Here is a 24149-nt window from a genome sequence, read left to right on the forward strand (position 1 = left end):
GTTGGCTTTCTTTTTATTTTTTTATGTGCCAGTAAAGATGTCCAAAACTTTAAACCTCCCTATGTCATATCGCATAAAAGTTTTCTATCGATTCTTAGTCGTTTTCGGTATGGGTTATGCCTGTATGGCTTATTTAAGTCTTGGTCTTACTGGCATTTTTCATTTGACTCTAGACAAACCTGAAGCCATTTATTTGGCAGCATTTATCTCTATTTTGTTTTATGTACTTTTCGTGCTTTTAGGTTTCTGCATCCAATCATTATGGAAATTGACTGGACTATCAATTGCGCTATGCGCCCTTTTCTTTTTTGTGACACGGATGGTGAGTTATGCATAAAGGTATACGCCAATCTATGGCATGGCTCCACTCATGGACTGGCTTAATATTTGGATGGCTCGTATTTACTATTTTTTTAATGGGTAGTTTGTCGTATTACCGCCATGAAGTTAATTTGTGGATGCAACCACAACTTGCACAATATGAAATAAAACAAGATGTAGCAATTAAAACGGCATATCAATACTTACAGAAACACGCTCCAGATGCCAAATCTTGGTATTTAACTGTTGCTACCGTAGAAAGCCCCGTTAACACCATGTATTGGGAAAAATCTGACGGTGGTTATGGAAATGCCACACTCGATGCAAACACAGGTCAACAACTAAAACTTTCGGCAACCGAAGGTGGTGACTTCTTTTATCGTTTCCACTATCAACTTTTTGGTGTTCCGATATTAATTGGACGGCTAGTTGTATCTTTAGCAGCTTTTATTATGTTGATCGCCTTAGTCTCGGGCATTATTACCCATAAAAAAATCTTTACCGATTTTTTTACCTTACGCACCTTTAAGTCTCAGCGTTCATGGCTAGATTTTCACAATGTATCATCTGTTCTTGCATTACCATTCTTTTTGACTATTACTTTTACAGGCTTAGCTATTTTCTTTTATTTATATCTACCTTGGGGAATGCAAAAACTCTATCCAGAGAATCCATATCAATATTTTACAGAAATTCGCACAAAGACTGTCTCTGAGAACCAATCGATTCAACCTGCTCAAAACTTAGCTATTGAGAAGTTATTGAGTCAAGTTCAGCAACGTTGGGGAAATCAAACTTTAGAAACTATTAGTGTTAAAAACCCAAATACGAATCAGGCTCAAATTACATTTATTCAGCAAGAAGACCGCTCTATTACGCGTAATCAAGCACAAATCATCCTAGATGCTACAAATGCTGAAGTCTTAAGTGATATACGTAATCATAGTGCCGTTGCCACACTTTATGCGGGAGTATATGGTTTGCACATGGCAACTTTTGCTCAACCTTTACTTCGCTTAGGATTGTTTTTTTCTGGCATTTTAGGTTGTGTGATGATTGCGTCTGGCTTATTACTTTGGAGCCTTAAACGCCAACTTCAAAATAAAAATACTAAGTTTCATTTCGGGCACTATTTAGTTGACCGTTTAAATGTTGCCACATTTGTAGGCTTGCCTTGTGCAACCATTGCTTATTTATACGCAAATCGATTATTTACCGTCACCCCGACTACAATAAATTATGAAATTTATAGTTTCTTCTTAGTCTGGCTCATGAGCCTAGTTATTGCATTAATCACTAAAAAGCAGCATTTGTGGCGAACTCAACTGAGTATTTTTATTGTGCTTTGTATTGTACTTCCAATCTTAAATCTAAGCTATTTACTCAAATATGATTACATTCAAAGCCTAGGTGATTATTGGATCTTTGTACGTATAGACGTATTTTTATGGATATTTGCAGCTTTAGCACTTTTCATATTCTGCAAAATTAGACCTATTCAGCATAAAGCTACAGAAAAAATTCAAAAAAAGCTGAATAAGTTAAATATTGAGGTGAATTCATGATGATCTTTGTTTTTGTCCTGACTTTGCTGGGTATGTATTTATTATTCATATCTAGCGAGAAATATCTATCACCGAAATCAACGGGTCATTTCAAATTGTTGGCTCAAAAATATTATTCATTTTTGAGGATATCGGCCTTTTTACTATTTGCGTTGAGCGGGTTTATTCTCATCAAAAAATATGGTTTTTCAATTGGTTTTGTCAGCTGGTGGATCTTTGCAACACCCCTTACTTTTTTACTCATACTTTGGCTTAACCCATTGAGAGCTTTGAAATCATCATCCAAGTCATGAACTTGAATAAAATTTCATCAAAATAGGCATATTTTTGATTGCTTAGCGTTTTTTTGCATAAGTAAATCATTATTCATGACAACTGTTTATCTCTAAAAGGAATAAGATATCTGCGTTTCGTGATAAGTGGCGATAAAGATGTCTGGTGCTTTTGAATTTATCTTAGCGGGTATGTTAGTTGGCTTCTGTGTAGGTATTACAGGAGTTGGTGGTGGGTCATTAATGACACCAATTTTAATTGGTCTTTTTAGAATTGAACCGCATATCGCAATTGGTACCGATTTACTTTATGCCGCAATTTCAAAGTTCTGTGGATCAATGGTTCACGCAAAAAAACTCAATATTGTGTGGCCTATCGTTTTATGGCTAGCAGTCGGTAGTATTCCTGCATCTTTCGGTACTGCTTGGGTATTGGAACATTATTTAAGTCAGTCAACACACTATAAAGCCGTTTTAACAATGGTTTTAGGCTTTATGCTGACCTTGACTGGTGTTTCTATTATTTTCCGTTCTCGGATTGAAAAGTTCTTCAGTAAATTCCGAAATAAAGAAATTACTCATACGGAAAATGAGCAAGTAGCTGTTCAAAACAAGCGTACCTATATTGTCATTATGGGCATCATTTTAGGTGTATTCGTAACGTTATCATCTGTTGGTGCTGGTGCTTTTGGCATTATGGCACTTGTGATTATGTTCCCGAACTTACCAATGATTCGAATTATTGGGTCAGATGTGGTACATGCCGTATTACTTACCCTAGTTGCTGGTCTTGGACATATGAGTGCGGGTAACGTCGACTTTATGCTGCTTATGTGGTTATTAGTGGGTTCAATTCCAGCAATTATTATTGGGACATTAATTAGCTCTCGTATGCCGGAACGCTTAATCCGAAAAATTCTAGGGATTACCCTATTTGCCCTCGGTGTTAACTTTATGGTTCACCCAGTCAAAGCCAAACCAAAAGCAGCTGTGGTACAACAACAAGTAGTAGTTGCCGAAAAAACAGGCAACTCGACTGAAAGATAGTAGAATCAATAGGATTTTTCCAAACTGAAATACCATGAGATGTAGCATTTTCATAATTATTTCATGGTATATTCAGTACACAAAACAACCTTTAGTATGATCGAACCAGTGACAGCAATGACTACACATTCAAATTCCGTTTCCAAGCCAGATATCGACGACGTTAATATTAAAAGCATCCAAACTCTTGTAACACCTGCCGAGCTTAAGTCAGAACTTCCTTTATCTGATGTTGCTTCACAAACTGTTCTAAAAGGTCGCGAAACTATTCGTAATATTTTAGATGGTTCAGATAAACGTTTATTTGTCGTTATTGGTCCTTGCTCTATTCATGATCCAAAAGCTGCTCACGAATATGCTGATCGCTTAAAAGCGCTAAGCGAAAAGGTTAAAGATACTTTATATCTAGTTATGCGTGTTTATTTCGAAAAACCACGTACAACAATTGGTTGGAAAGGTCTAATCAATGACCCAGATATGAATGACTCATTTAACATCGAAAAAGGTTTACGTATTGGTCGTAAGCTTTTGCTTGAGTTAAATGAAAAAGGTTTACCTTGTGCAACTGAAGCACTTGACCCCAACTCGCCACAGTACTACCAAGATTTAATTTCTTGGTCTGCGATTGGTGCACGTACAACAGAAAGCCAAACTCACCGTGAAATGTCTTCTGGTCTATCATCACCAGTAGGTTTTAAAAATGGTACAGACGGCGGTTTAACTGTTGCAACCAATGCCATGCAGTCTGTTAAATATGGTCACAGCTTCTTAGGTCTTAACGAAGACGGTCAGGTTTCAATCATTAATACAAATGGTAACCCTTATGCACACGTTGTATTACGTGGTGGTAATGGTAAGCCGAACTATGACGCAGGCTCTGTTGCAGAAGCAGAAAATGCTTTAGCAAAAGCAAAAGTTAGCAATAAAATCATGATCGATGCGAGTCATGCTAACTCAAATAAAGACCCGTACTTACAACCACTTGTTCTTAAGAACATTACTGAACAGATTTTAGATGGCAATAAGTCAATCGTAGGTATTATGGTTGAAAGTCACCTAAAAGGCGGCCGCCAAGATATTCCTGAAAATCTTTGCGATTTAGAATATGGTAAATCAGTAACTGATGGTTGTATCGACTGGGAAACTACTGAAAAGACATTGCTTGAAATGCATGAAGCTTTAAAAGAAGTTTTACCAAACCGTTAATTCATCTTTCAAGATTGAAAATTAAGCCCTCAAAAATGAGGGCTTTTTTATTTTGTTTGGACGGAATTCAATATCAAACTAAATAAAAATAACTTAGGACAAAAGTAAAAAGTAGCACGGTTTCGCTAAGCTCAATTGCTGCCCCTACTGTATCACCTGTAATACCGTCAATTCTTTTAATAAACAGATGTCTTAAATAAACCAGACTGATTAAAAAGCCAATAACGGCGATAAGCCCTTGCCATTCCCAATATAAAACCAATAACAAGACTACCGCAGTTATTATCCATGACGCTGTTTTAGGTAAATGATCAGTCAACGAACGGCCTAAACCTTTTTCACGGACATATGGTGTAGTTAAAAACAAAATAGATGGCACAATACGCCCAAGTACAGGAACAAAGACTAAAAATAACGTTTGATGCTGTTCAATCAGCACATAAATCAGTACAAACTTAAGCAAACAAATGATAACTAAGCTCAGTACTCCAATTGGACCACAACTTGGATCCTTCATGATTTGTAAAGTACGTTGTTTATCTCCAAAACCACCTACCCACGCATCGGCTGTATCGGCCAGTCCATCTAAATGCAGTCCACCTGTCAGCCAAATCCATAAAGTCATTATGATGACAGCAAGTAAAACAATAGGGAGTTTGGCTAAAAGACAAGCGGCAATAAAAAGAATGCCACCAATAACCAGCCCAACCAGCGGATAGAACAAAATAGCTCGACCATTTTGTTGCGCCGTCGGTATTGTCTTTAGCTCAATAGGCAGAACAGTTAAAAATTGCAATGCAATCCAAAAAGGTGTCATATCCCTCTCTCTAACTGATCTATATATAAAAACAAACTGAATTATGATGAAATAAAAATGGGAATAGCAATCCCTATTCCCATTAAACACTTCAAAAACTGTGAAAAACTATTGTATTTGATAACACTGCTTTAATTTGATGTAGTCGTAGTAAAAACTAGTTTGTGTGTAACGCGCATAGTTACATGCAGATTTAAATAAAGTCTCTTTTTCGTTATAAAGCATCTTCACTAAAGTCGAGCCTTGGCTATTTTGGTAAACATCCCACTGTACATTAGCTGCCATAGGTGAAACCACTTCACCACGCCATGTGCTTGTTGAATAGTTATAAGTCTGGCGTAGTGGTAAAGGCTGTATCATATTATGCAAATCTAAGCTGGTTGCCAGAGGAATAATAATTTCAGCATGAGCAAAGCGTAAAACTGCTTTGTACGGCTGAGCTTTATTTACAACAGCATCAACTTGTTGGAACAGGTCCTGTTTAAGTCCTTGAGCAATTTCACTTGTGACTTGATTTGACTCTGTAAAACTTGGACCTTTTTCATAAAAATCATTGGCATCATTAAATTCAGCATAAAATTTTGCAGCGTCTAAAGGCATATATTTATCAAAATCAACACCTTTCAACTCATCTTTCATACCACCAGAAATTGAATAAAGCTCATAAATATAAGCTGCTGCATCTACTGCACTACCAATCGTATTTTTGCCCTTACCTTTTTCTGTAATTTGTTCACCTTTTGGTGAAGTTACCGTAAAGGATCCATTATTACTAAAGCTATAACCTGTTGTACCGAGTTTTTTAATGAAGTCTGCTTTAAAAATCGGATTAAGTACAATTTGGGAAATTTTTTCTGCCTGAGTATTTTTTGATAACTCACTTAACTTTTGGGCTAAATCTTTATTGTTTGCTTCGAAATCTTGATAGGCCTGACTAGCATCATAAATTTTTTGTTGGCTAGCACTCAATGGCTGAGTTAAATCTTCAGTCGCATTTAGACTATGAAAATAAAGTTTAAAACGATCAACACCACCATCTACAGCACTTGGAACACTTAAACTCGATAAACTGGTATAAGTCACAGGAACAATTTTATCTTTAAGCTGCGGTTGTTGTTTAATCAATTCAGCAGTGAAGAATTTAGCACTATCCACCGCACGATCTACCCCGGAACTTTGTACCAATATAGATGCGTGCGAGTTTAAAAGAGTTGGTAAGCGCTGTAATAAGCGATCGGCAATGCCGCGGTGTTCTAAAATGCCAGTCATGGTTTCATTCCCATAACCATACTGGCGGATCCCTTCCACGCCATAACCTAATAAGATATTTGCCTTCATCATGGCTTCTAAATCAGCACCTAATTGCTCACCTAACGGCGTTAAAGCATTTTCTGCTTTTGCTTGTTTCCATAAATTATAAAGTGCTAAATCATACTTAAGACTTGACAGTCCTCGTGAACCATGACGTGCGACTAACTCAGTAAAAACTGGTTGGAACCCATTTGGTGCTTGTTCATAGCTTTTTAAGTCTTGTTGAGGTTGGTAAGGTGTTTTTGTTTGATAATATTTCGATGAGTTTGTAGGTGTAGTCTGAACTTCTTGCTCATCATTAGTATTACAGGCTACAAGCAAAATGGTTGTGGCAAGCAACGTCGTTTTAAATAAAATATTCATAAGTCAAATAGGCTATTAATAAAGAATAGCCATAGCTTAATTTTTAGCAATGACAGTAAGATTACATGATTTTAAATATCTTTATAAAAATAATAACTTACAAGTGTATAAAAATATAAAACTACTCTCTCAACATGAAAGTTAATTGACCATTTGTTTGAGAAAACTCTAAAGAATATAACTTCCCAAGCTCGGCCGGGATTTTAAGTAAGTCATCTAAAGGTTGTCGCCCAGCCAAACAAGCCAATAGCTTAATCACACCACCATGTGTAACAACCAATGCATGTTGCCAATTCTGGTTTTGCATACCTACGAGTAAATCTTGAAAACCATTTAAAACTCTCTCTTGAAACTGCATTAACGTTTCTGCGCGAGGTGGACAATATTGACTTGGTTTTTGCCAAAAGTTTGCTAGTAGTTCAGGTGAAGTTTCGTAAATTTGCTGAGTTGAGACACCTTCCCACTCACCAAAATACATTTCCTTTAAGTCATGATTTACAAGTAAAGGCAGCTGAGTTGTCTTCGACAACTGCTCAGCAAAACAAGCACAACGTTTTAATGAAGAACTTACAATGACATCCCATGTCTGGTTTGAAACTTGCTCAATGGTTGACTGCATTTGCTGCCAACCTTTTGCTGTTAACTCATCATCTAAATGCCCACGTAAAGTATGGCTATACTGACTTTCACCATGTCTGAGCAAATCGATCCTAAATTTACCCAATTTTATCCCCGGTTACAGCAGCTTGAGCAAAGGTAGCCATTTGGTTGTGTAATACACATGCCATTTTAACTAATGCTAAGGCAGTACCAGCGCCACTACCTTCACCTAAACGCAAGTTCATTTTTAAAATCGGGTCAGCATTGAGCTCTTGTAAAATACGAAGGTGTCCATATTCAGCCGATTGATGACCAAACAACATCCAGTCACGTACTTTAGGGCTCATCCGCACAGCACATAAAGCGGCTACAGAACTAATAAAACCATCCACAATAATAGGTAAACCTACTTGTGCACATCGAATATAAGCACCAGTAATTGCCGCAATTTCCAAACCACCTACGGCACATAGTGTTTTGAAGACATCACCAACGACATGTTTATGGTGAAGTTCTATGGCTTTTTCAATCACTTCAATTTTATGCCTTAGCTGATCGGCACCTATTCCTGTACCAACTCCCGTTAATTGCTCAGCAGTATCATTTAGTAAAAGACAAGCTAAGGCAGAAGCTGAACAGGTGTTCCCGATTCCCATTTCACCTGCAATATAAATATCTGCGCCGTCGGCTTTAGCTGTATCTACACTCTTTTTTCCCAACTCTAAAGCAGCACGACATTCGTCAGCAGTCATTGCGGCTTGTTTAGCAAAATTTGCTGTCCCAGCACGAATACAATGACGCTCAACACCTGCGTATTCGTATGCTTCGCCCACTGTGCCACAGTCAATGACTTGTAAATGAGCTTCATGGTATTTAGCAAGTACACTAATTGCTGCACCACCCGTCGTGAAGTTTTGCAACATTTGACGGGTAACAGCTTGAGGATATGCAGAGATATTTTCTTCAACTACACCATGATCACCTGCAAAAATTGCGATCCATGGATGGCTAACTTGTGGATGTGCATTTGACTGTAAACTAGCAAGTGTAATTACAATTTGCTCTAAATCACCTAAGGCACCAGTAGGTTTGGTGAGCTGGAGTTGATGTTGTTCAGCTTGTTGTTTTGCGTCCAAATTAGGTTGCTTTATAGATTCTAACCACCAGTTCATTTTACTTCTCACCTTTTAAAATCATTGGAAAACCAGCCACACAAAACACAACCTTATCTGCAATTTGCCCTAAAGCTTGATGTAGTCTTCCCGCTTCATCTACAAAACGGCGGCTAATCTCACCGAGTGGCACAACCCCAAGCCCTGTTTCATTACTTACTAAAATAATTTCTGATTCAAGTGTGGGTAAAACTTTTAACAGCTGTTCACACTCAAATTGTTGAACGTTTTTGTCTTCTAAAAGTAACAAATTGGTTAGCCAAAGTGTTAAACAATCCACCAGAATAATTTGGTTAGGTCTATCAATTTCTTGCAGAGTTTTTGCTAAAAATAATGGTTCTTCAACCAAAGACCAGTGAGCAGGACGCTGATTTTGATGATGAGCAATTCGACTGTGCATTTCTGGATCTAGCGCTTGCGCCGTCGCCACATAAGTGACAGCTAATTGCATAGATATAGCCGTTTGTTCAGCCAGTCGGCTTTTACCAGAACGGGCACCACCTAAAATCAATTGCAACATGGCTCACCTAAAAACAAATGCTGATACGGATACAGCTGCCCTTGTAAAATTTGAGCCTCATAATAACCAAAGGTTAAATGCTCAACTTTAAGATCAAATTCAGCCTGATCGTATTGTACAGGTAATTGAGAAATTTTTTGTAAAATCAAATCACTACTATAGTCTTTTTTATACAAACCCAATGTAATGTGCGGATAGTAATCTAAAGCGGCAATTTCATTAGAAATTGAGCCTAATTTTTGACGTATGTGGGATAAAAAATTATCGGTATCTTGGATTTCTACAAATAAAGCACTACTAAAGCTATCAACCGAACCAATTTTTAATCGAAATGGTGCAATATCTTCTTTTCTTAAAATTTCCCTTTGTTGTGTAAACTCACTAAAACTAAAGTCATCACTATGAACTTTAATTTCATGGCTTAAGAACCCACATATAAATAGCGTGACATGATATTGCCGGTGATTAGGTTCTAATAGAAATTCTGAAAAATGCGCACGCAAGGTATCTAAATAATCAACTAATTTTTGATCATTAATTTCTAGATACCATAAAGCGTAATTTTGACGCCCACAGTGCCATTCAGGATAATCCCGTATAGGTGTCGGCACCATGAGTGTTGAGGGTTTTAACAGCACAGTTTTAATTCAAAATCATTCAAGTTCTGTATTAAAACATGTTTGCTTTTAAATTGTAGAGCCTTAATTTATTAAGCGAATTTAAACATATTGAGTACCTGTAGTTTTGGCGTTGGTAATACTCATGTTCATTAGTTGTTTGTCTTGTTCAGAAAATAAATATTGAACTAATTGCGTTAACTCAACTACAAGTTGTCTTTTCTGGGTAGTATTCATATCCATTTTTTGAATTTGCTGTTGCAAATGTTCAACCGCTTTAGTCTCTTCAATTTCTAAAAATTGAATTGCATAGGCATAACCTAAAGCAGCACCTTTTAATAAATTTTTATAAGGCAAATCATAACGAATATTCACTTCAATTGATGCCATAACACGTTCATTATGATTGAGTTTGCGTAATGGATCTCTAGCTACGCGTTGACAAGGATCTTTAAATGCATATTCACATGAGTCTAAAAAACTTTGCGCTATTCGATCCAGATCTTTTGCATAGTTAGGTAATGCAATTGCAAGCCCTTGCTTCACTTCTGTAATTAAGTTCTCTGCAAATGCTTTAACGGAATGATCGCCCATGGCAACACCGATAGATTCATAACCCATTAAAGATGCATACCAAGCAAGCATCGCATGTACGCCGTTCCATAGACGGTTTTTAATGAGTTGAATATCTGTAATTTGGTCAACCAATACCACCTGACGCAACTTTTCAAGTAAAGGACTACCTTTCTCTACATATATTGGCATATCGGTTTCACTATGGAACAGAATTAAATCCATGCTTTGTAATATATGCCCCGGCTGGAAATTACGACGCATGTTATCAACATAGATAGAAGCCTGATTTCGCTGATCTTGAGTCAGTTTATTGCAGTCTTCAATTTCGGTTTGTTCTTCTTGCTCCACATCTTCCAAATGCTGCTCAAGAAAATTGTGCTTAATACGAAGCTGACGATATAAATTCTGATTAGAAAGTTTTGAGACCATACGATTAACTACGGTGTCGCAAAAGTAATGCTCTTTTAAAATATGCTCGGTTACATCTTCATCGTTGGTTAACTCTAGTAGAGCTTCTCTAAGATGCTTCACCACTAAATATTTCGCACCGACTTTATTTAAAATAATTATAAAAGTTAGCGGTTCTATACATGTTTCAAGTTGTGAGTTAAATCGTGCATATAATCCTTTTGCAATTATTTTTGCTTCAGCTTCGATAGCTTGTTCAGGTAAACAAAGTGCAATTAAGCTCGAATGGATATACATCTCTAACATTTGTTGTTCATTGTCAGAATCAACAATGGTCATATTCTCAATACGCTCATCATAAGAAAATTGCCCATAACGAATACTGTAAGCTCCAAACGCATTTACAGCTTCGCGGAAAAGACTATTTCGTGTTGACGCAATAATACGTTTTGGTTTCGTATAACCATCCCAATGCGACAAGATTTGTGCTACATAACCACCGCCAATTGCTCCAAAACCATGTATCCCAACCGTAAGCTGATTCAGACTTTGCGGAAAAGGTTCCTGTATCTCTGGCATATCCATAACAGGAATAAACTGGTCAAGATCAGTTAAGAAGTCATACATCTGGTCATAATAAAAATGCGCTTTATCTAACATTTCATCATTTGGTTCTTTAATATCTTTTAATAAAATTGTGAGACCTTTCGATGTATGCGCTGAAGTTAAACCATTTTCCGAATCTTCAAACATAAGACACTGGTTAGCGTCTAAATGAAGTTGACTAGCCGCTTTTAAAAAGATTTCTGGATGTGGCTTCCCTTGCTCTACTTCATCTCCACAAGTAATGACATCAAAAAACTTATAAACATTCGCATTAATCAAATATTCTTCGGCAATTGCTCTACGGCTTGAAGTCGCAACAGCCATTCTTAAACCCGATTTTCGTAAACGTTCTAAAACTTGAACTAATCCCTTTTTAATAGGCACACCATGTTTACGAATATGTTCAAGCTCCATCTCATCGGCTCTTTTTCGTATTTCTTTATATGGCACATCTACTCCATATAAACGTTGTGCAAGCTTTTCCGCCGTTGTTGCACTTAAACCCAAACATTGCATTAAATATTCGTGAGAAAACTCCTGCCCAATGAGTTCTTGAGATGCCTGTTGCAATGTTTGAAACCGTAAACGCTCAGTATCAAACATTGTCCCATCCATATCAAAGATAGCTCCATGAACAGGTTTTCCATGAAAAATAAGCACGTTTTTTTACCTCTTTTTTTGGTCATGTTTTATTCAGGGTATACAAAAAAATGGTTAAAAAGGGATAACGATAATAAATGAAACATTAGTGGTTATTTTTTAATCAAAAATATAAGTAATCTGTTACTGAGCTAAGTTAAAAGCTCAAAAAAGTTGAATAATGAAAATAATTCTGAAATTGAGTTTAAGTACAAAGGTAGCAAGCCATCCTCGCTTGCTACCTTTGCTTGTTCTTTTTATTGCGCTGATAATGTTTATTTTTCTTAGGTCCATTTACTGCTAAATAAACCTGCATTCTTTTTATTATGTCTTGCAGGTATACCAATACCAGAAGCGTTTATAATTCTTGTTATTTTCTGGTAGAACCAAACACTACACAATAATGATAATCATTTTCATTTAATAAGTCAAATTGATGTTGCCCTTATTTTAATCAATCAAGGATATCTATAAATTGCGCCGTCAATATCTGCGCCAGATCATTCGGATTTAGACCAATATCTAATCCTCTTTTTCCGCCACTCACATAAATCTTGCCAAGTTCTTGTGCAGATGCATCTATCACAGTTTTCAAACGTTTCTTTTGTCCTAATGGACTAATTCCACCCACTAAGTACCCTGTCAAACGTTCGGCATCTTTTGGATTTGCCATCTGCAATTTTTTACACCCAACCGCCGTTGCAACCTTTTTTAAATTGAGCTGATGATTAACAGGTATGATTGCGACAAAATAATTTTTTTCATCGGTAACAAGAAGTGTTTTAAACACCTCATTTACATCAAGGTTTAATTTTTCTGCGGCTTCTAAGCCAAAACTTTTGGCGTTTGCATCATGTTCATATTCATGAACAGAAAATTCAATTTTATTACTTTTTAACAGTCTACATGCAGGTGTCATAGGATTTTAGATTTTAATGAAATGAGGTTGATTATATTTATTTTAAAGAAAAGTTTAAAATTTGCTTAGGCTATTTACATCATTTACATGAAAAATCAAACAGACACTGAACAAAAAACAATCTGAACTTGATATTGAGTGGATGACTCCAATATATTTAACTGAGATTTAAAGTCTGAACTGGCAAATTTATGAGTTATAAACACAACAATCTGATGGCAATGCGTCACCGTTTTTGGGATGAGTCGTCAGATCATGTATTAAATGAAAAGCAATTTTTACAGCAGACCTTAATCGAACAAGGCATTTTTAATAATGCGACTTTTGAGGATGTTAAGTATTTTTTCTATACATTGCCTAGCATTATCATTGTAAAGGCTCATGCACTTGGTTTTATGCATGATTCTGTCAAGCAAATGGTTATTCAACATATTCAAGCTAATCGTATCCACTTAATGCAAAAGGCTGAATTAAAAATTCAGTTTAAAATGTGAGTTAGCGGTTAATACCTAACGGCTTTTTAATCTAGCTTCTCTTTCTGAAAGACTTATATTTTAATTTTCATTATACCACTTAGGCTATTTACAGAAAATTAAGATACAAAATGAGACTTTCAACTCACCATTCAGTCTGAGGGAACTATTTTAATACGTTCAAAACATGTAATATTCGTTACAATTTTAGATCACCAGCGTTTGGCTGCATGATGCGCATAGGATTCTATTTTCATGTCAAATCAGAACGATAAGCTTAAGAGTTTAAAAACTTCTTCCATGGATCGACGCTTATCAATCGCGAAAGCTTCTTTACTGGCAGGAACACGTTGGGCTACTGCGAGTGCCTCTACCCTCTTTTCTAGTGAAGAAGAAAAAGAGAAGAAGCGTAAAAAGGCAATGAGCGAGCAAGCTAATTATCTTGTTTCTGAAATTGGCAAACTTAAGGGTTCTATTGTTAAGATTGGCCAAATGATGGCGCTTTATGGTGAACATTTTTTACCAGAAGAAATTACTCAGGCATTAAATACGTTAAACAACCAAACCGTTGCTTTAGACTGGCCTGCAATTAAGCCGCATTTACAAGAACAACTCGGTTCAAAATTAAACGACTTAACGATTGATCATGAACCTATTGGTACAGCGTCTCTTGCACAAGTTCATCGCGCTATTCGCAAATCAGATGGCTTAGAGTTAGTTTTAAAAATTCAATATCCTGGCGTGGCAAGTGCAATCGACTCAGACATGAGTCTATTTAAAAACATGCTTAAGCTTACACGTATGGTGCCACAAACCCGTGAGTTTGATCAGTGGTTTGATGAAGTACGTGAAATGATGCATCGTGAAGTTAATTATGATGTAGAAGCAGCAACTACTCGCCGCTTTGGTGAGCGCTTGAAAGATGATGAGCGCTATATTGTTCCTACAATTGTAGATGAATATTGTACCGATCAAGTCTTATGTATGACGTTTGAACGCGGCGTACCTATTAATAGTCCAGTCATGCTCTCTCTTCCACAAGAGCGTCGTAATCAACTTGGTGAAGCATCATTAGAGATTGCTGTTCGTGAGATTTTTGAATGGGGTGAAATGCAAACTGACCCTAACTTTGGTAACTACCTAGTTCGTTTAGGTAATGGCCAAGATGTTCAGGACAAAATCGTACTATTAGACTTCGGCGCGATTCGTCAGTTCGATGAACACTTACTCTCAGTTGCACGCAATCTCATACAAGCGGGTTATCAGCATGATAAACATGCAATGGTCCAAGCAATGACTGGATATGAGTTTTTCGATGCGATGCCTGCAAGTATTAAACCTGGCATGGCCGATGTCTTTTTACTTGCGACCGAAGCATTCAGTACCCCTGCAAATAATCCAGATATGCCAGCTGGCCTGATGGATGAACATGAACGTTATGACTGGAAAAAAAGCCAGTTACATAGTCGTGTTATGCAACAAGCAAGCAAATCAATGGCGTCGCGCTATTTCTCAGTTCCTCCAAAAGAATTTATGTTTATTAGCCGTAAGTTTATTGGTGCATATACATTTATGACTGTTATTGATGCCAAAACAAATGTACGTCGTATGATTCGTAACTTTGCTTAATTTATCAAGACTAGAATGGCTCCATGTCATTCTAGTCAATCCACATAAAATGATTATTTTTAACAATTGATTTTCATTTATAAAATCAAATACATAAAATCAATTCTATTTTGTTCTTACCATTTATCTACTCATTTTTTGACTGTCAGTAACGACATAGTTTTTTCTTATATAGCGTGTCAGCATAAAACAATAACAATGTGTTAGGACACCATAATCATGACAAATATGATCAATAAAGCCCAAGGGCTGGGTTTATCGCTGATCACAAAATTAGCTGGAAGCGATGTACTTGATCAACTCAAACTACGTAAATTTCTTGAAAAGTCTCTTTATCAAGGTTCAAAAGCCGGCTTTAGAGCATTAAGCCAGACCCAGAAAGCATTTAAACCAAAACAAATTTCACAGCAGCGCCTACCACAACAGAAGAAAAACCTATTTGATTTAAGCCTGACTGAAGAACAACAAATGACTTCTGAAGCAATGTCTCAATTTGCTCAAGAAGTTTTACTAGAATTAGCTCATGATGCTGATCAGGCAGCTCAATTTCCAGAAAGTCTTTGGCAATATGTTGAAGATTTAGGGCTAAATTATTACGCCCTACCGGAAGCACTAGGTGGTGTTGCTGCTGAACAAAATATTGTCAGTAACTTACTCATCGCTGAAAAACTAGCTGAGGGTGATTTTAGTCTTACAGCGGGATTACTCAGTACATTTAGCGTTATTAATGCAATCACACGTTGGGGTTCGACTGAAGTTCAATCAATGTATTTGCCTTGCTTTGCTGAAGACTCAGACATTACCGCAACCTTTGCAGTACAAGAGGCAACTCCAGCATTTAACCCTTATGTTTTAAAAACAAAAGCTTCTCTTGAAAATGATCAATATTTTATAGATGGTGAAAAAACCTTAGTCATTTTAGGTGATCTGGCTGATGTGTTCTTGGTGAGTGCTGACTTTAATGGCAAGCCAGATGTATTTGTAGTGCAAGTGGGTGACACTATTTCCATTAAGAACACTCCAGCAATGGGCCTCAAAGCAACAGAGACAGCTACTTTAAAATTCAGCCATACACCCGCTCTACGACTAGGTGCAACAGATTTTGATTACACCGCCTTTTTAGATTTAGGCAACTTAATGTGGTGTGCAATGGCTGTAGGAACCTGTGAAGCTGTAAAAGCCTACTGTATTAAATATGCCAATGAGCGAACTGCTTTCGGAGAACCAATTTCACATCGTCAAAGTGTCGCATTCATGATTGCAGATATGGCAATTGAAATTGATGCTATGCGTATGCTGATTCTAAATGCCGCAAGTCTTGCCGAAGCAGGTAAACCGTTCCATCGTGAAGCATATTTAGCTCGACTTCTTTGCGCAGAAAAATCCATGAAAATAGGAACAGATGGCGTACAAATTTTGGGAGGTCATGGTTTTACAAAAGAGCACCCAGTTGAACGTTGGTATCGTGATTTACGTGCAACCGCAATTTTACATTCTGGCTTACATGCTTAAGATCAATCAGAGGATATTTCCATGAATTTACAAAATCCAAAAAAATTCAAATTGATGATTGATCAGGCACATGATGTTGCGATCAATGTATTACGTCCTATTTCCCGAAAATACGATAAAGCAGAACATGCTTATCCAAAAGAGCTCGATATGCTCGCTTCACTCATTGATGGCATGAATGAAGGTGGTGAAGGAATTAATGCAGGTGCAGCTGGTGCAGGTAAACGTGGTGAAACTGATAATGAAGGTGTCCGTAATGGCACCAACATGTCAACAGCGCTAGGCATTATTGAAATGTGTTATGGCGATACGGGTTTATTGCTCAGCATGCCACGTCAAGGTTTAGGGAATTCTGCAATTGCTGCAGTTGCAAATGATGAGCAACTAGAACGTTTTAAAGGTACTTGGGCTGCAATGGCCATTACTGAACCCGGCTGTGGTTCAGACTCTGCTGCTATCCGTACTACAGCAACTAAAGATGGTAATGACTACATTTTAAATGGTGAAAAGATTTTCGTAACCTCTGGTGAACGTGCAGACTCTGTGGTCGTATGGGCTACCCTCGACCGAAAACTTGGACGTGCAGCAATCAAGTCATTTGTCGTACCTAAAGGCACATCTGGAATGAAGGTTGAGCGCCTTGAACACAAATTGGGAATTAAAGCTTCTGATACAGCAGTTATTAGTTTTACTGACTGTCGTGTGCCAGCTGAAAATCTTTTAGGTAATGCAGAAGTGGACGTTGCTAAAGGTTTCGCAGGTGTAATGGAAACTTTTGATAATACACGCCCACTGGTCGCTGCTATGGCCATCGGCTGTGCAAAGGCTTCTTTAGAACGTATTAAAGAAATTTTTAAAGACCAGTTAGATCCAGATTACTCAACGCCATATTTACAAACGTCCAATCTTGCGGCACAAATTTACCGTATGGAAGCCGAATGGGAAGCCGCACGGTTACTTATGTTGAAAGCAACATGGATGGCAGATAACAAAAAACCAAACTCAAAAGAAGCTTCCATCGCCAAAGCAAAAGCTGGCCGTGTAGGTAATGAAATCACTTTGAAGTGTGTCGAGTTGGCAGCAAGTGTTGGCTATAACGAGGATGAATTACTTGAAAAATGGGCACGTGACTCAAAAATTCTCGATATTTTTGAAGGTACTCAACAAATCCAGCAACTTATTATTGCTCGACGTGAGCTTGGTAAGTCTTCAAGTGAATTAAAATAAGAGCATTGCAAGGGAGTTTAAATTCCCTTGCTGTTTAGCACTACTCAATCTACAAAATAAAAACCCTCTAATCACCTGATTAGAGGGTTTGGTATTTCAGGAATATATTTTTTATTTATTTAGGTAGTGTAACTTCTAATGACTTATCAACTACACCGAATTTTTTAAAGATTTTTGCACGACGTTTTGGTGAAATATTTGCCTTATTTAAATCACCTTTGTAGTGATCAAATACACGCTTGTCCATCATTTTAAACCACAATGAAGGAATCAATGCTGGTAGCAACATACTTGCATAACCACTTGGTAACTCAGGTGCTTCATCAAAATGACGCAGTGCCTGGAATGGACGAGTTGGATAAGCATGGTGATCTGAGTGGCGTTGTAACTGATATAAGAACAAGTTTGTCACTACGTTGTTATTATTCCAGCTATGCTCTGGCATTGTACGTTCATATTGACCATTTTCTTTTTTCTGGCGCAATAAACCATAATGCTCAATGTAGTTAATAATTTCGAATAGACTAACACCGTAAAATGCTTGTGTTGCCAAATAAGGAATTGTGCCTTTACCAAAAATACCGACCATAGAAGCATGGAAAGCAGCACTCATACCCCAGCCTTGCAGCAATTCGTTATCGAGTGACCAGAACTCTTTACCTTTACGTTTTAGACGGTTTTTCTCAATTTCAATTGCTGACTTGAAAGAACCAATAACTGTACGTGGCCAAAATTCATAGAATGTTTCACCCATACGTGAAGATGCTGGGTCTTCAGGTGTTGCCGCACGTTTATGGTGACCATATGGATGCTCAATACGGAAATGGTTATAACCAGTAGGTACTAAAGCAAGATGAGATAAAATATGGTCGATACGATCATGTTTATGGCTTAGTTCATGGGCTGTATTAATTGCAATACCATTAATTGCACCCATTGAAATACCAAGCAAAATTTTATCAATAAATGAAGTAGTTTTACGGCTTGTTAAATAACATGCATAAACATTTGCTGCATATTGTAATGGGATAAAGCTCTTCACCAAACGTGAATAATACGGGTCTTTTTCAAGAAGTTTAATTTCTTCATCGGTTGGATTACGTGCATCTTTACCAATGATCGTATCAATTGCAGGAATCACAACGTGTAATAAAAGTGGGCCACCTAAAGCAAATACTTTCTTTAATGGGCGTGGACCAAAATGGTAACCAGCTAAAATACCTAAACCAATTACAGGTAGAGCCGGACTAATCATCCATAAATAGCGCTTACGATCTATCTCACGCATAGACGCTGGCACTGGCATAAGTTCTTGCTGAACATTTACTGGTGCATTCATAGTCATATTTCCTTTTTCTATATATCTATATAGTTAAAGAAATACCATTTGCTTAACAGTTGTAACCGTCCAAAAAACCTATTTCAAAGTCTTTGGCATTTTCTTCCACTTTTTTGTCCTAAAAACACATGTTGATCTATTCTTATAGCTCACTATAATTTTATTAAAATAATGATTGATCACGTAAATATGGATGCACTAAGTAAATTTTTTGATGATATCCACTTAAATAAGTCTGAATATATCTATATAAAAGCACAAGGTGAATGGGCCTTTAAAACACAAGATCAATCTGCTTTACTTGCTTATATCGTTTTAACGGGTTCTGTATATATTCACATAAATGCTTCAGAAAAAATAACAGCAACAGCTGGAGATATTATTTTAATACCCTCTGGAAAAGCTCACCATGCTACAGACTCAAAAGCTACTGCGAGTAAACTTGTAGATCCTGTCGATATTACTCCGTTATTTAATGGGCATCGTCATGATCCAATTGAACTAGGTTCATCAGCATCTGAAAATACATTATTGCTCTGCCTACGCTGTCAAGTTGATACGTATATGGCTGGGCCACTTATTAATGCATTACCCTCTATTATGCATATTCAGCATGAGAACCAAACGACTCCACCTGAATGGTTGCAAATAGGACTTTATTTTCTTGCTGTCGAAACACAAAAAATTCAACCCGGTCATGACAAAATTATCGATCATTTAGTTAGTATTCTTTTAATTGAATGTATTCGAGATCATATTCAACAAATGTCTGACCAACAAAACTGGTTAGGAGCATTAACTCATCCTGAGTTAAGTAATGCTCTATCTGCAATTCATAGCCAACCTGAAGCAAGCTGGACTGTTGAATCATTAGCTGAACAATGCTGCATGTCACGTTCTAAGTTTGCCAATCTTTTTAATAGTATTATTGGGGAACCTCCCCTTACTTATTTACAGCATTATCGCTTTCGTTTAGCAAGCCAATATCTTCGTACAAGTAATTTATCAATTCAACAAATTTCAAATAAAGTGGGCTATTCGTCAGAAACAGCATTTAGTCAGGCATTTAAAAGAGTATTTGATTTATCACCTAAACAATATAGACAAAACTATATTGGCAGTAGTCTAGATCAGTAATAAAAAAAGCGCCGAAGCGCTTTTTTTATTACATAAGTTTTATTTGATTTTAGCGTGTGACTTTAAGTATTCGCTGTAATCTTCAAGTATTTGCTGACCGCGAGATTGGCGATAAAGCTGTTGTAATTGCTTTAACTGATCGGCTGGCATAGCGTTTACAGCAGCTGAATTTACATTAGAAACAGCAACAACGACTAACTCATTTGGTAAGTTCGCTGTTGTAACAGACCACATACCAGGTTTTGGCGTAGGAACACTAAATGCTGCACGCTCAATTGCACGTTTCAAACCTTGTGAACGAGTAAAGACACCAGCAGATTCAAAAGGTACATTATTTTTCGCAACAACTTGTTCAGCTGGCTGAGTTTTGAATTCAGTCAACATTGTTGCAATTTTAGCTTGAGCTGCTTTACGTGCTTTTTCATCAATCACTTTAGCTTTCGCTTCATTCATGGCTTGAGCAATTGGTTTAACACCAACAGCATGATAATCACGTACTTTAATCCAGACTGTATCACCATTCGCTAATTGAATATTTGATGAAGCATTACGATCGCCATTTTTCACATCATCATTAAACAATTTAATTTTTACGTTTGGATCACTTAGTTGTGGATTTTGAGTCGCTAAAGTTACGCCATTTAATGATTCAATTTTAGTACCTTTAACTTGCTGTACAACTGCATCTAAAGAGTCATTACCAACAATTGTTTCATTCAAACTATTTACAGTATCAGAATAAACAGTAGCAACTTTATTCTTTTCAACTTCAGCAGTTAAACGCGCCTTCTCAGCTTCAAATGAGGGAATTTGGGTCGCTGGAGTTTCTGCTTCAATAATATGATAGCCATATTGTGTTTTTACTGGCTGTGAAACTTGACCATTTTTCAAACTTGAAACAGTTTTATCAAATGCATCAGAGAAAACGCCAGGTGCATAAGCCTCAACTAAACCACCTTTCGCTTTTGAAGTTGGATCTTCTGAGAACTGAGCTGCTGCTTGAGCAAATGAGAGACCGCCTTGAATTTTTGCGTATACATCTTTAGCGAGCTTTTGAGCTGCTGCATCATCACGAGCATCTGTCGTAATAAGGATATGTTTCACTACACGTTTAGCATCTTTTTGCTGAGTTTCTACAAACTTCGCATAAGCTTGTTTAAGCTCAGCATCTGTTGCTGGTGCAGGTTTCGCCATTAAAGACGGAGATAAAACAACATAATCTACATCAACAGAAGCAGGCTGTTTAAACTCATTTTGATGTTTGTTGTAGTAGTCAGTAGCTTCTTGATTAGATGCTGTTAAGCCAGTTTTATAACTGTCTAACTTAATGCTAGCCAAATGTAATGTACGTTGTTCAGTTTGCAAATTCGCAATTTGCATTAAATCAACTTTACTTACTAAAGAATAATCTGAAAAAGTTGAAGTTAACATTTTTAAAGCGTGATCTTGACGCAAGCTCGCAATTAAAGCTTGGCTTGTCATACCAATCGAACGCAAATAATTTTCATATAATTTTTGTGAAAACTGGCCATTTTCTTGCAAACTTGGCTGCTGAGCTAACATTTGCTCGATTTGAGCATCGCTCAAAGAAATACCCAGTTTTTCAGCTTGCTGAATAAGTAAATTACGAGATACCAATATATCAAGCGCTTTTGCTTGAATTACCGGTAAATTCAATAAACTTTCATCACCCTTTACAGCAGCTAAATATTGTTCTTTATACCTTTGCGTTAAAGTTTCAAGGTCTTTTTTTGATATGTCCTGTCCATTTACAGTTTTTGCGACATCTGCCTTGTTTCCCCTATTAAAATATCCATTAATACCTACAAGCGCTAAAGGGGTCAAAAACAAAATTAAAAGGACTTTGCCGAGCCAACCCTTAATGACTGTACGAAACGATTCCATAAGTATTCCAATATTTTATTTCGAGGAGAATTTTAACTGAAAAACCACAATGAATGAATGAGCAATATTGGTCAATTCAGATATTTAATAAAAAACGCGCCTATATCGGCGCGTTTAATCATCTTAAAAGATTAAGCAACTGAATCTTTAAGACCTTTACCAGCTTTAAAGCTAGGTACTTTTGTTGCTTTAATTTGAAGCTCTTCGCCAGTTTTAGGGTTACGACCAGTACGTGCAGCACGTTCTTTAACACTGAAAGTACCAAAACCAACTAAAGTTACTGTGTCACCTTTTTTAAGTGCTTCAGTAATTGACGCAATTGTCGCATCGAGTGCCTTGCCTGCATCAGTCTTAGATACTCCCCCTTTTTCAGCAATTGCATCGATTAATTCTGATTTATTCATGAATAAAACATCCTCTTAATATCGTTTGTTTAAGGTCCAAGGCTATAGTTTAAAAGGCCATGACGCCTTTATAGCAATGCTTTGGGGGAAAACGCAATACTAGAGCAGAGCTTTTAGCAAAAATAAATGCTAAAAAACTGTTATATATTTGCTAAATCCCTACATTTTTTTACTTTTCATTCAATTTTGCCTTCAATTTCTGATTTTCTTCAATTAAAGCATCTACCTTTATATGCAGTTGAACTAGGAGTTGTTCAATGTGCTGTAAATCCTTCGGAGTAACCAAACCAATTCGATTTAAAGAGTGATTTACACTGGTATCTAAAATTTTTTCGACCTTGTCTTTTGTATCAGACACTGACTCTTTCGCTTTTTCGGTTACTTTACCAACAGTTGTATCGGCTAAATCACCAGTTTTAGACTCGAGCTCTTCACCCACTTTGACTAGGGAGTCAAATAGTTTATTGCCTTCTTCTTCTGCACGAGAAAAAGCACCTAAACCCGCTAACCAGATTTGTTTGGTATACTTCCTAAAATCTAATGCAGACTTCCTAGAACTTTTTGATTTTAATTTATTTTTTTCTCCTTGATCTTCTGCTTGTGTTTCTATATTTGCATTATCCATTGATCTAAGCTCCTGATCGGATGAGACAGACGAAGTCTTATTTAACCACAAAATATTCTTATAATAACAAAGTCAAGACTTGATACATTTATGAAACTGTTCTACAAAACAATCATGTCATGTAAATATATTTAACAGGACATTGTGTTAAGTTTGAGATAGGATGTCTCATTCTCTCAATTAATCTCTAATATTTAAGGATAAACTTTTATGAGTGAAACGCAACAAAGACAAAAACATCCACGTCTGTTGCTGAATATTGTTCTAATTATTTTAGAAACTTTTTTCTCATTTATTCTCACCCACGATGGTGTTCTTCGCTTGCAAGCGAAAAAGTTTATCGTCAACAAAATAACAATCCGTATTAATAGCTATTTGCCATTTTTTGACTTTTATGTGCAATTTACGGAAAAAGGACTGTTATTTGATATTCATTCATATGACCGTCGTATTGATCTAGAAATCAATAGTACACTCATCGATCTTATCAAAATTTTTGCTTTCTCAAACCAACGCAGTTTAAACAACATGCGAATTGATGGTGATGCAGAAACTAAAAAAGAACTTATCGATTTAATCTCACATCTTACTTTACCTAAGCTTCTTGCAGACTGGAAACAATGGTTCAACACACCAGATGATGAAGCCGAAGCCCTAGCTTCACGCAAAAGAATTGCACCTTTACTTGAAAAAATCGATCAGCAACGTTCAGAGATAAATTCGTTGCATGTCGAAATTAAACAATATCAAAATCGAATTGCACGCTTACAACAGCGCCAACGCAATATTAACTTGTGCTTTGGTATAATTAGCCTAATATTTATTGCTTATTTCATATATAATTTGTGGGTGGCCTAACTTATTTTTTCTATCTTGATCCTACACTTGAATTAAAAATAAAAAAACTTGACTATTTTAGTCGGGATTCATAAAATCCCA

Annotated in this window: 23 protein-coding genes; 11 read left to right on the forward strand and 12 right to left on the reverse strand. The window is 36.8% G+C overall.

Going from position 1 to position 24149, the window contains the following annotated elements:
• The first annotated feature begins 37 nt into the window (after positions 1–37).
• The 5 genes from ACG59Z_RS06480 to ACG59Z_RS06500 all read left to right on the forward strand — a co-directional run bounded on the left by ACG59Z_RS06480 (position 38) and on the right by ACG59Z_RS06500 (position 4411).
• Positions 38–337, forward strand: a complete 300-nt coding sequence (locus tag ACG59Z_RS06480; protein WP_311087742.1) for a hypothetical protein — start codon at positions 38–40, stop codon at positions 335–337.
• Positions 330–1886: a PepSY-associated TM helix domain-containing protein gene (locus tag ACG59Z_RS06485; protein WP_400198506.1), complete on the forward strand. Its 1557-nt coding sequence runs from the start codon at positions 330–332 to the stop codon at positions 1884–1886. The genes ACG59Z_RS06480 and ACG59Z_RS06485 overlap by 8 nt, the downstream gene beginning before the upstream one ends.
• The gene (locus ACG59Z_RS06490) at positions 1883–2179 is read left to right on the forward strand and encodes a DUF1634 domain-containing protein (RefSeq protein ID WP_400198508.1); all 297 of its coding nucleotides are present in this window, start codon (positions 1883–1885) and stop codon (positions 2177–2179) included. Before ACG59Z_RS06485 ends, ACG59Z_RS06490 begins: the two co-directional genes overlap by 4 nt.
• Positions 2180–2317: 138 nt before the next feature.
• The gene (locus ACG59Z_RS06495) at positions 2318–3205 is read left to right on the forward strand and encodes a sulfite exporter TauE/SafE family protein (RefSeq protein ID WP_400198509.1); all 888 of its coding nucleotides are present in this window, start codon (positions 2318–2320) and stop codon (positions 3203–3205) included.
• Between the two features lie 96 nt (positions 3206–3301).
• Positions 3302–4411 (forward strand): 3-deoxy-7-phosphoheptulonate synthase, encoded by a 1110-nt coding sequence (locus ACG59Z_RS06500; protein WP_009504867.1) that lies wholly within the window; start codon positions 3302–3304, stop codon positions 4409–4411.
• Between the two features lie 73 nt (positions 4412–4484).
• Here ACG59Z_RS06500 and ACG59Z_RS06505 read toward each other — a convergent pair whose 3' ends face one another.
• From ACG59Z_RS06505 to ybaK, 8 genes are all read right to left on the reverse strand, one after another.
• The gene (locus tag ACG59Z_RS06505) at positions 4485–5228 is read right to left on the reverse strand and encodes an adenosylcobinamide-GDP ribazoletransferase (protein WP_400198511.1); all 744 of its coding nucleotides are present in this window, start codon (positions 5226–5228) and stop codon (positions 4485–4487) included.
• A 108-nt stretch (positions 5229–5336) separates the two neighbouring features.
• Positions 5337–6902: a histidine-type phosphatase gene (locus ACG59Z_RS06510; RefSeq protein ID WP_400198513.1), complete on the reverse strand. Its 1566-nt coding sequence runs from the start codon at positions 6900–6902 to the stop codon at positions 5337–5339.
• A gap of 121 nt (positions 6903–7023) precedes the next feature.
• Entirely contained in the window at positions 7024–7626 is a 603-nt protein-coding gene (locus tag ACG59Z_RS06515; protein WP_400198514.1) for a histidine phosphatase family protein, read from the reverse strand.
• Positions 7619–8674, reverse strand: a complete 1056-nt coding sequence (gene cobT, locus ACG59Z_RS06520) for a nicotinate-nucleotide--dimethylbenzimidazole phosphoribosyltransferase (RefSeq protein ID WP_400198516.1) — start codon at positions 8672–8674, stop codon at positions 7619–7621. The genes ACG59Z_RS06515 and cobT overlap by 8 nt, the downstream gene beginning before the upstream one ends.
• Before the next feature lies 1 nt (position 8675).
• Entirely contained in the window at positions 8676–9194 is a 519-nt protein-coding gene (gene cobU / locus ACG59Z_RS06525; RefSeq protein ID WP_400198518.1) for a bifunctional adenosylcobinamide kinase/adenosylcobinamide-phosphate guanylyltransferase, read from the reverse strand.
• Positions 9182–9808, reverse strand: a complete 627-nt coding sequence (locus tag ACG59Z_RS06530; protein WP_400198629.1) for a 2'-5' RNA ligase family protein — start codon at positions 9806–9808, stop codon at positions 9182–9184. Before ACG59Z_RS06530 ends, cobU begins: the two co-directional genes overlap by 13 nt.
• Before the next feature lie 105 nt (positions 9809–9913).
• Positions 9914–12061 carry a bifunctional mannitol-1-phosphate dehydrogenase/phosphatase gene (mtlD, locus tag ACG59Z_RS06535; RefSeq protein ID WP_400198520.1) on the reverse strand — a complete coding sequence of 716 codons (2148 nt, stop codon included), beginning with the start codon at positions 12059–12061 and terminating at the stop codon, positions 9914–9916.
• Positions 12062–12494: 433 nt separating this feature from the next.
• A complete protein-coding gene (gene ybaK / locus ACG59Z_RS06540) occupies positions 12495–12959 on the reverse strand; it encodes a Cys-tRNA(Pro) deacylase (protein ID WP_400198522.1) in 465 nt (154 codons plus the stop codon).
• Positions 12960–13150: 191 nt separating this feature from the next.
• On the opposite strand from ybaK, the gene ACG59Z_RS06545 reads away from it, so the two are divergent.
• The 4 genes from ACG59Z_RS06545 (at position 13151) to ACG59Z_RS06560 (ending at position 17800) form a co-directional block, all read left to right on the forward strand.
• Positions 13151–13453: a hypothetical protein gene (locus ACG59Z_RS06545; protein ID WP_039251345.1), complete on the forward strand. Its 303-nt coding sequence runs from the start codon at positions 13151–13153 to the stop codon at positions 13451–13453.
• Positions 13454–13687: 234 nt separating this feature from the next.
• A complete protein-coding gene (locus ACG59Z_RS06550) occupies positions 13688–15061 on the forward strand; it encodes an ABC1 kinase family protein (RefSeq protein WP_400198524.1) in 1374 nt (457 codons plus the stop codon).
• Between the two features lie 228 nt (positions 15062–15289).
• The gene (locus ACG59Z_RS06555; RefSeq protein WP_400198631.1) at positions 15290–16573 is read left to right on the forward strand and encodes an acyl-CoA dehydrogenase family protein; all 1284 of its coding nucleotides are present in this window, start codon (positions 15290–15292) and stop codon (positions 16571–16573) included.
• A gap of 21 nt (positions 16574–16594) precedes the next feature.
• A complete protein-coding gene (locus ACG59Z_RS06560) occupies positions 16595–17800 on the forward strand; it encodes an acyl-CoA dehydrogenase family protein (RefSeq protein ID WP_400198525.1) in 1206 nt (401 codons plus the stop codon).
• Positions 17801–17915: 115 nt separating this feature from the next.
• On the opposite strand, the gene ACG59Z_RS06565 is transcribed toward ACG59Z_RS06560, so the two are convergent.
• Positions 17916–19139: an alkane 1-monooxygenase gene (locus tag ACG59Z_RS06565; protein WP_400198527.1), complete on the reverse strand. Its 1224-nt coding sequence runs from the start codon at positions 19137–19139 to the stop codon at positions 17916–17918.
• A 171-nt stretch (positions 19140–19310) separates the two neighbouring features.
• Between ACG59Z_RS06565 and ACG59Z_RS06570 the strand changes: the two genes are divergently transcribed.
• Positions 19311–20276, forward strand: coding sequence for an AraC family transcriptional regulator (locus ACG59Z_RS06570; protein ID WP_263613624.1), 966 nt, complete (start codon positions 19311–19313; stop codon positions 20274–20276).
• A gap of 39 nt (positions 20277–20315) precedes the next feature.
• On the opposite strand, the gene ACG59Z_RS06575 is transcribed toward ACG59Z_RS06570, so the two are convergent.
• The 3 genes from ACG59Z_RS06575 to ACG59Z_RS06585 all read right to left on the reverse strand — a co-directional run bounded on the left by ACG59Z_RS06575 (position 20316) and on the right by ACG59Z_RS06585 (position 23210).
• Positions 20316–22181, reverse strand: coding sequence for a SurA N-terminal domain-containing protein (locus ACG59Z_RS06575; protein ID WP_400198530.1), 1866 nt, complete (start codon positions 22179–22181; stop codon positions 20316–20318).
• Between the two features lie 131 nt (positions 22182–22312).
• On the reverse strand, positions 22313–22585 hold the full coding sequence (locus ACG59Z_RS06580) for an HU family DNA-binding protein (RefSeq protein WP_001043034.1): 273 nt from the start codon (positions 22583–22585) through the stop codon (positions 22313–22315).
• Between the two features lie 169 nt (positions 22586–22754).
• A complete protein-coding gene (locus ACG59Z_RS06585) occupies positions 22755–23210 on the reverse strand; it encodes a phasin family protein (protein WP_304400635.1) in 456 nt (151 codons plus the stop codon).
• Between the two features lie 210 nt (positions 23211–23420).
• Here ACG59Z_RS06585 and ACG59Z_RS06590 point away from each other — a divergent pair, with 210 nt between their 5' ends.
• Positions 23421–24068, forward strand: a complete 648-nt coding sequence (locus tag ACG59Z_RS06590) for a hypothetical protein (protein ID WP_400198534.1) — start codon at positions 23421–23423, stop codon at positions 24066–24068.
• Positions 24069–24149 lie beyond the last annotated feature (81 nt).

The organism is Acinetobacter sp. ABJ_C1_1 (assembly GCF_044684115.1).
GTDB lineage: Bacteria > Pseudomonadota > Gammaproteobacteria > Pseudomonadales > Moraxellaceae > Acinetobacter > Acinetobacter nosocomialis_A.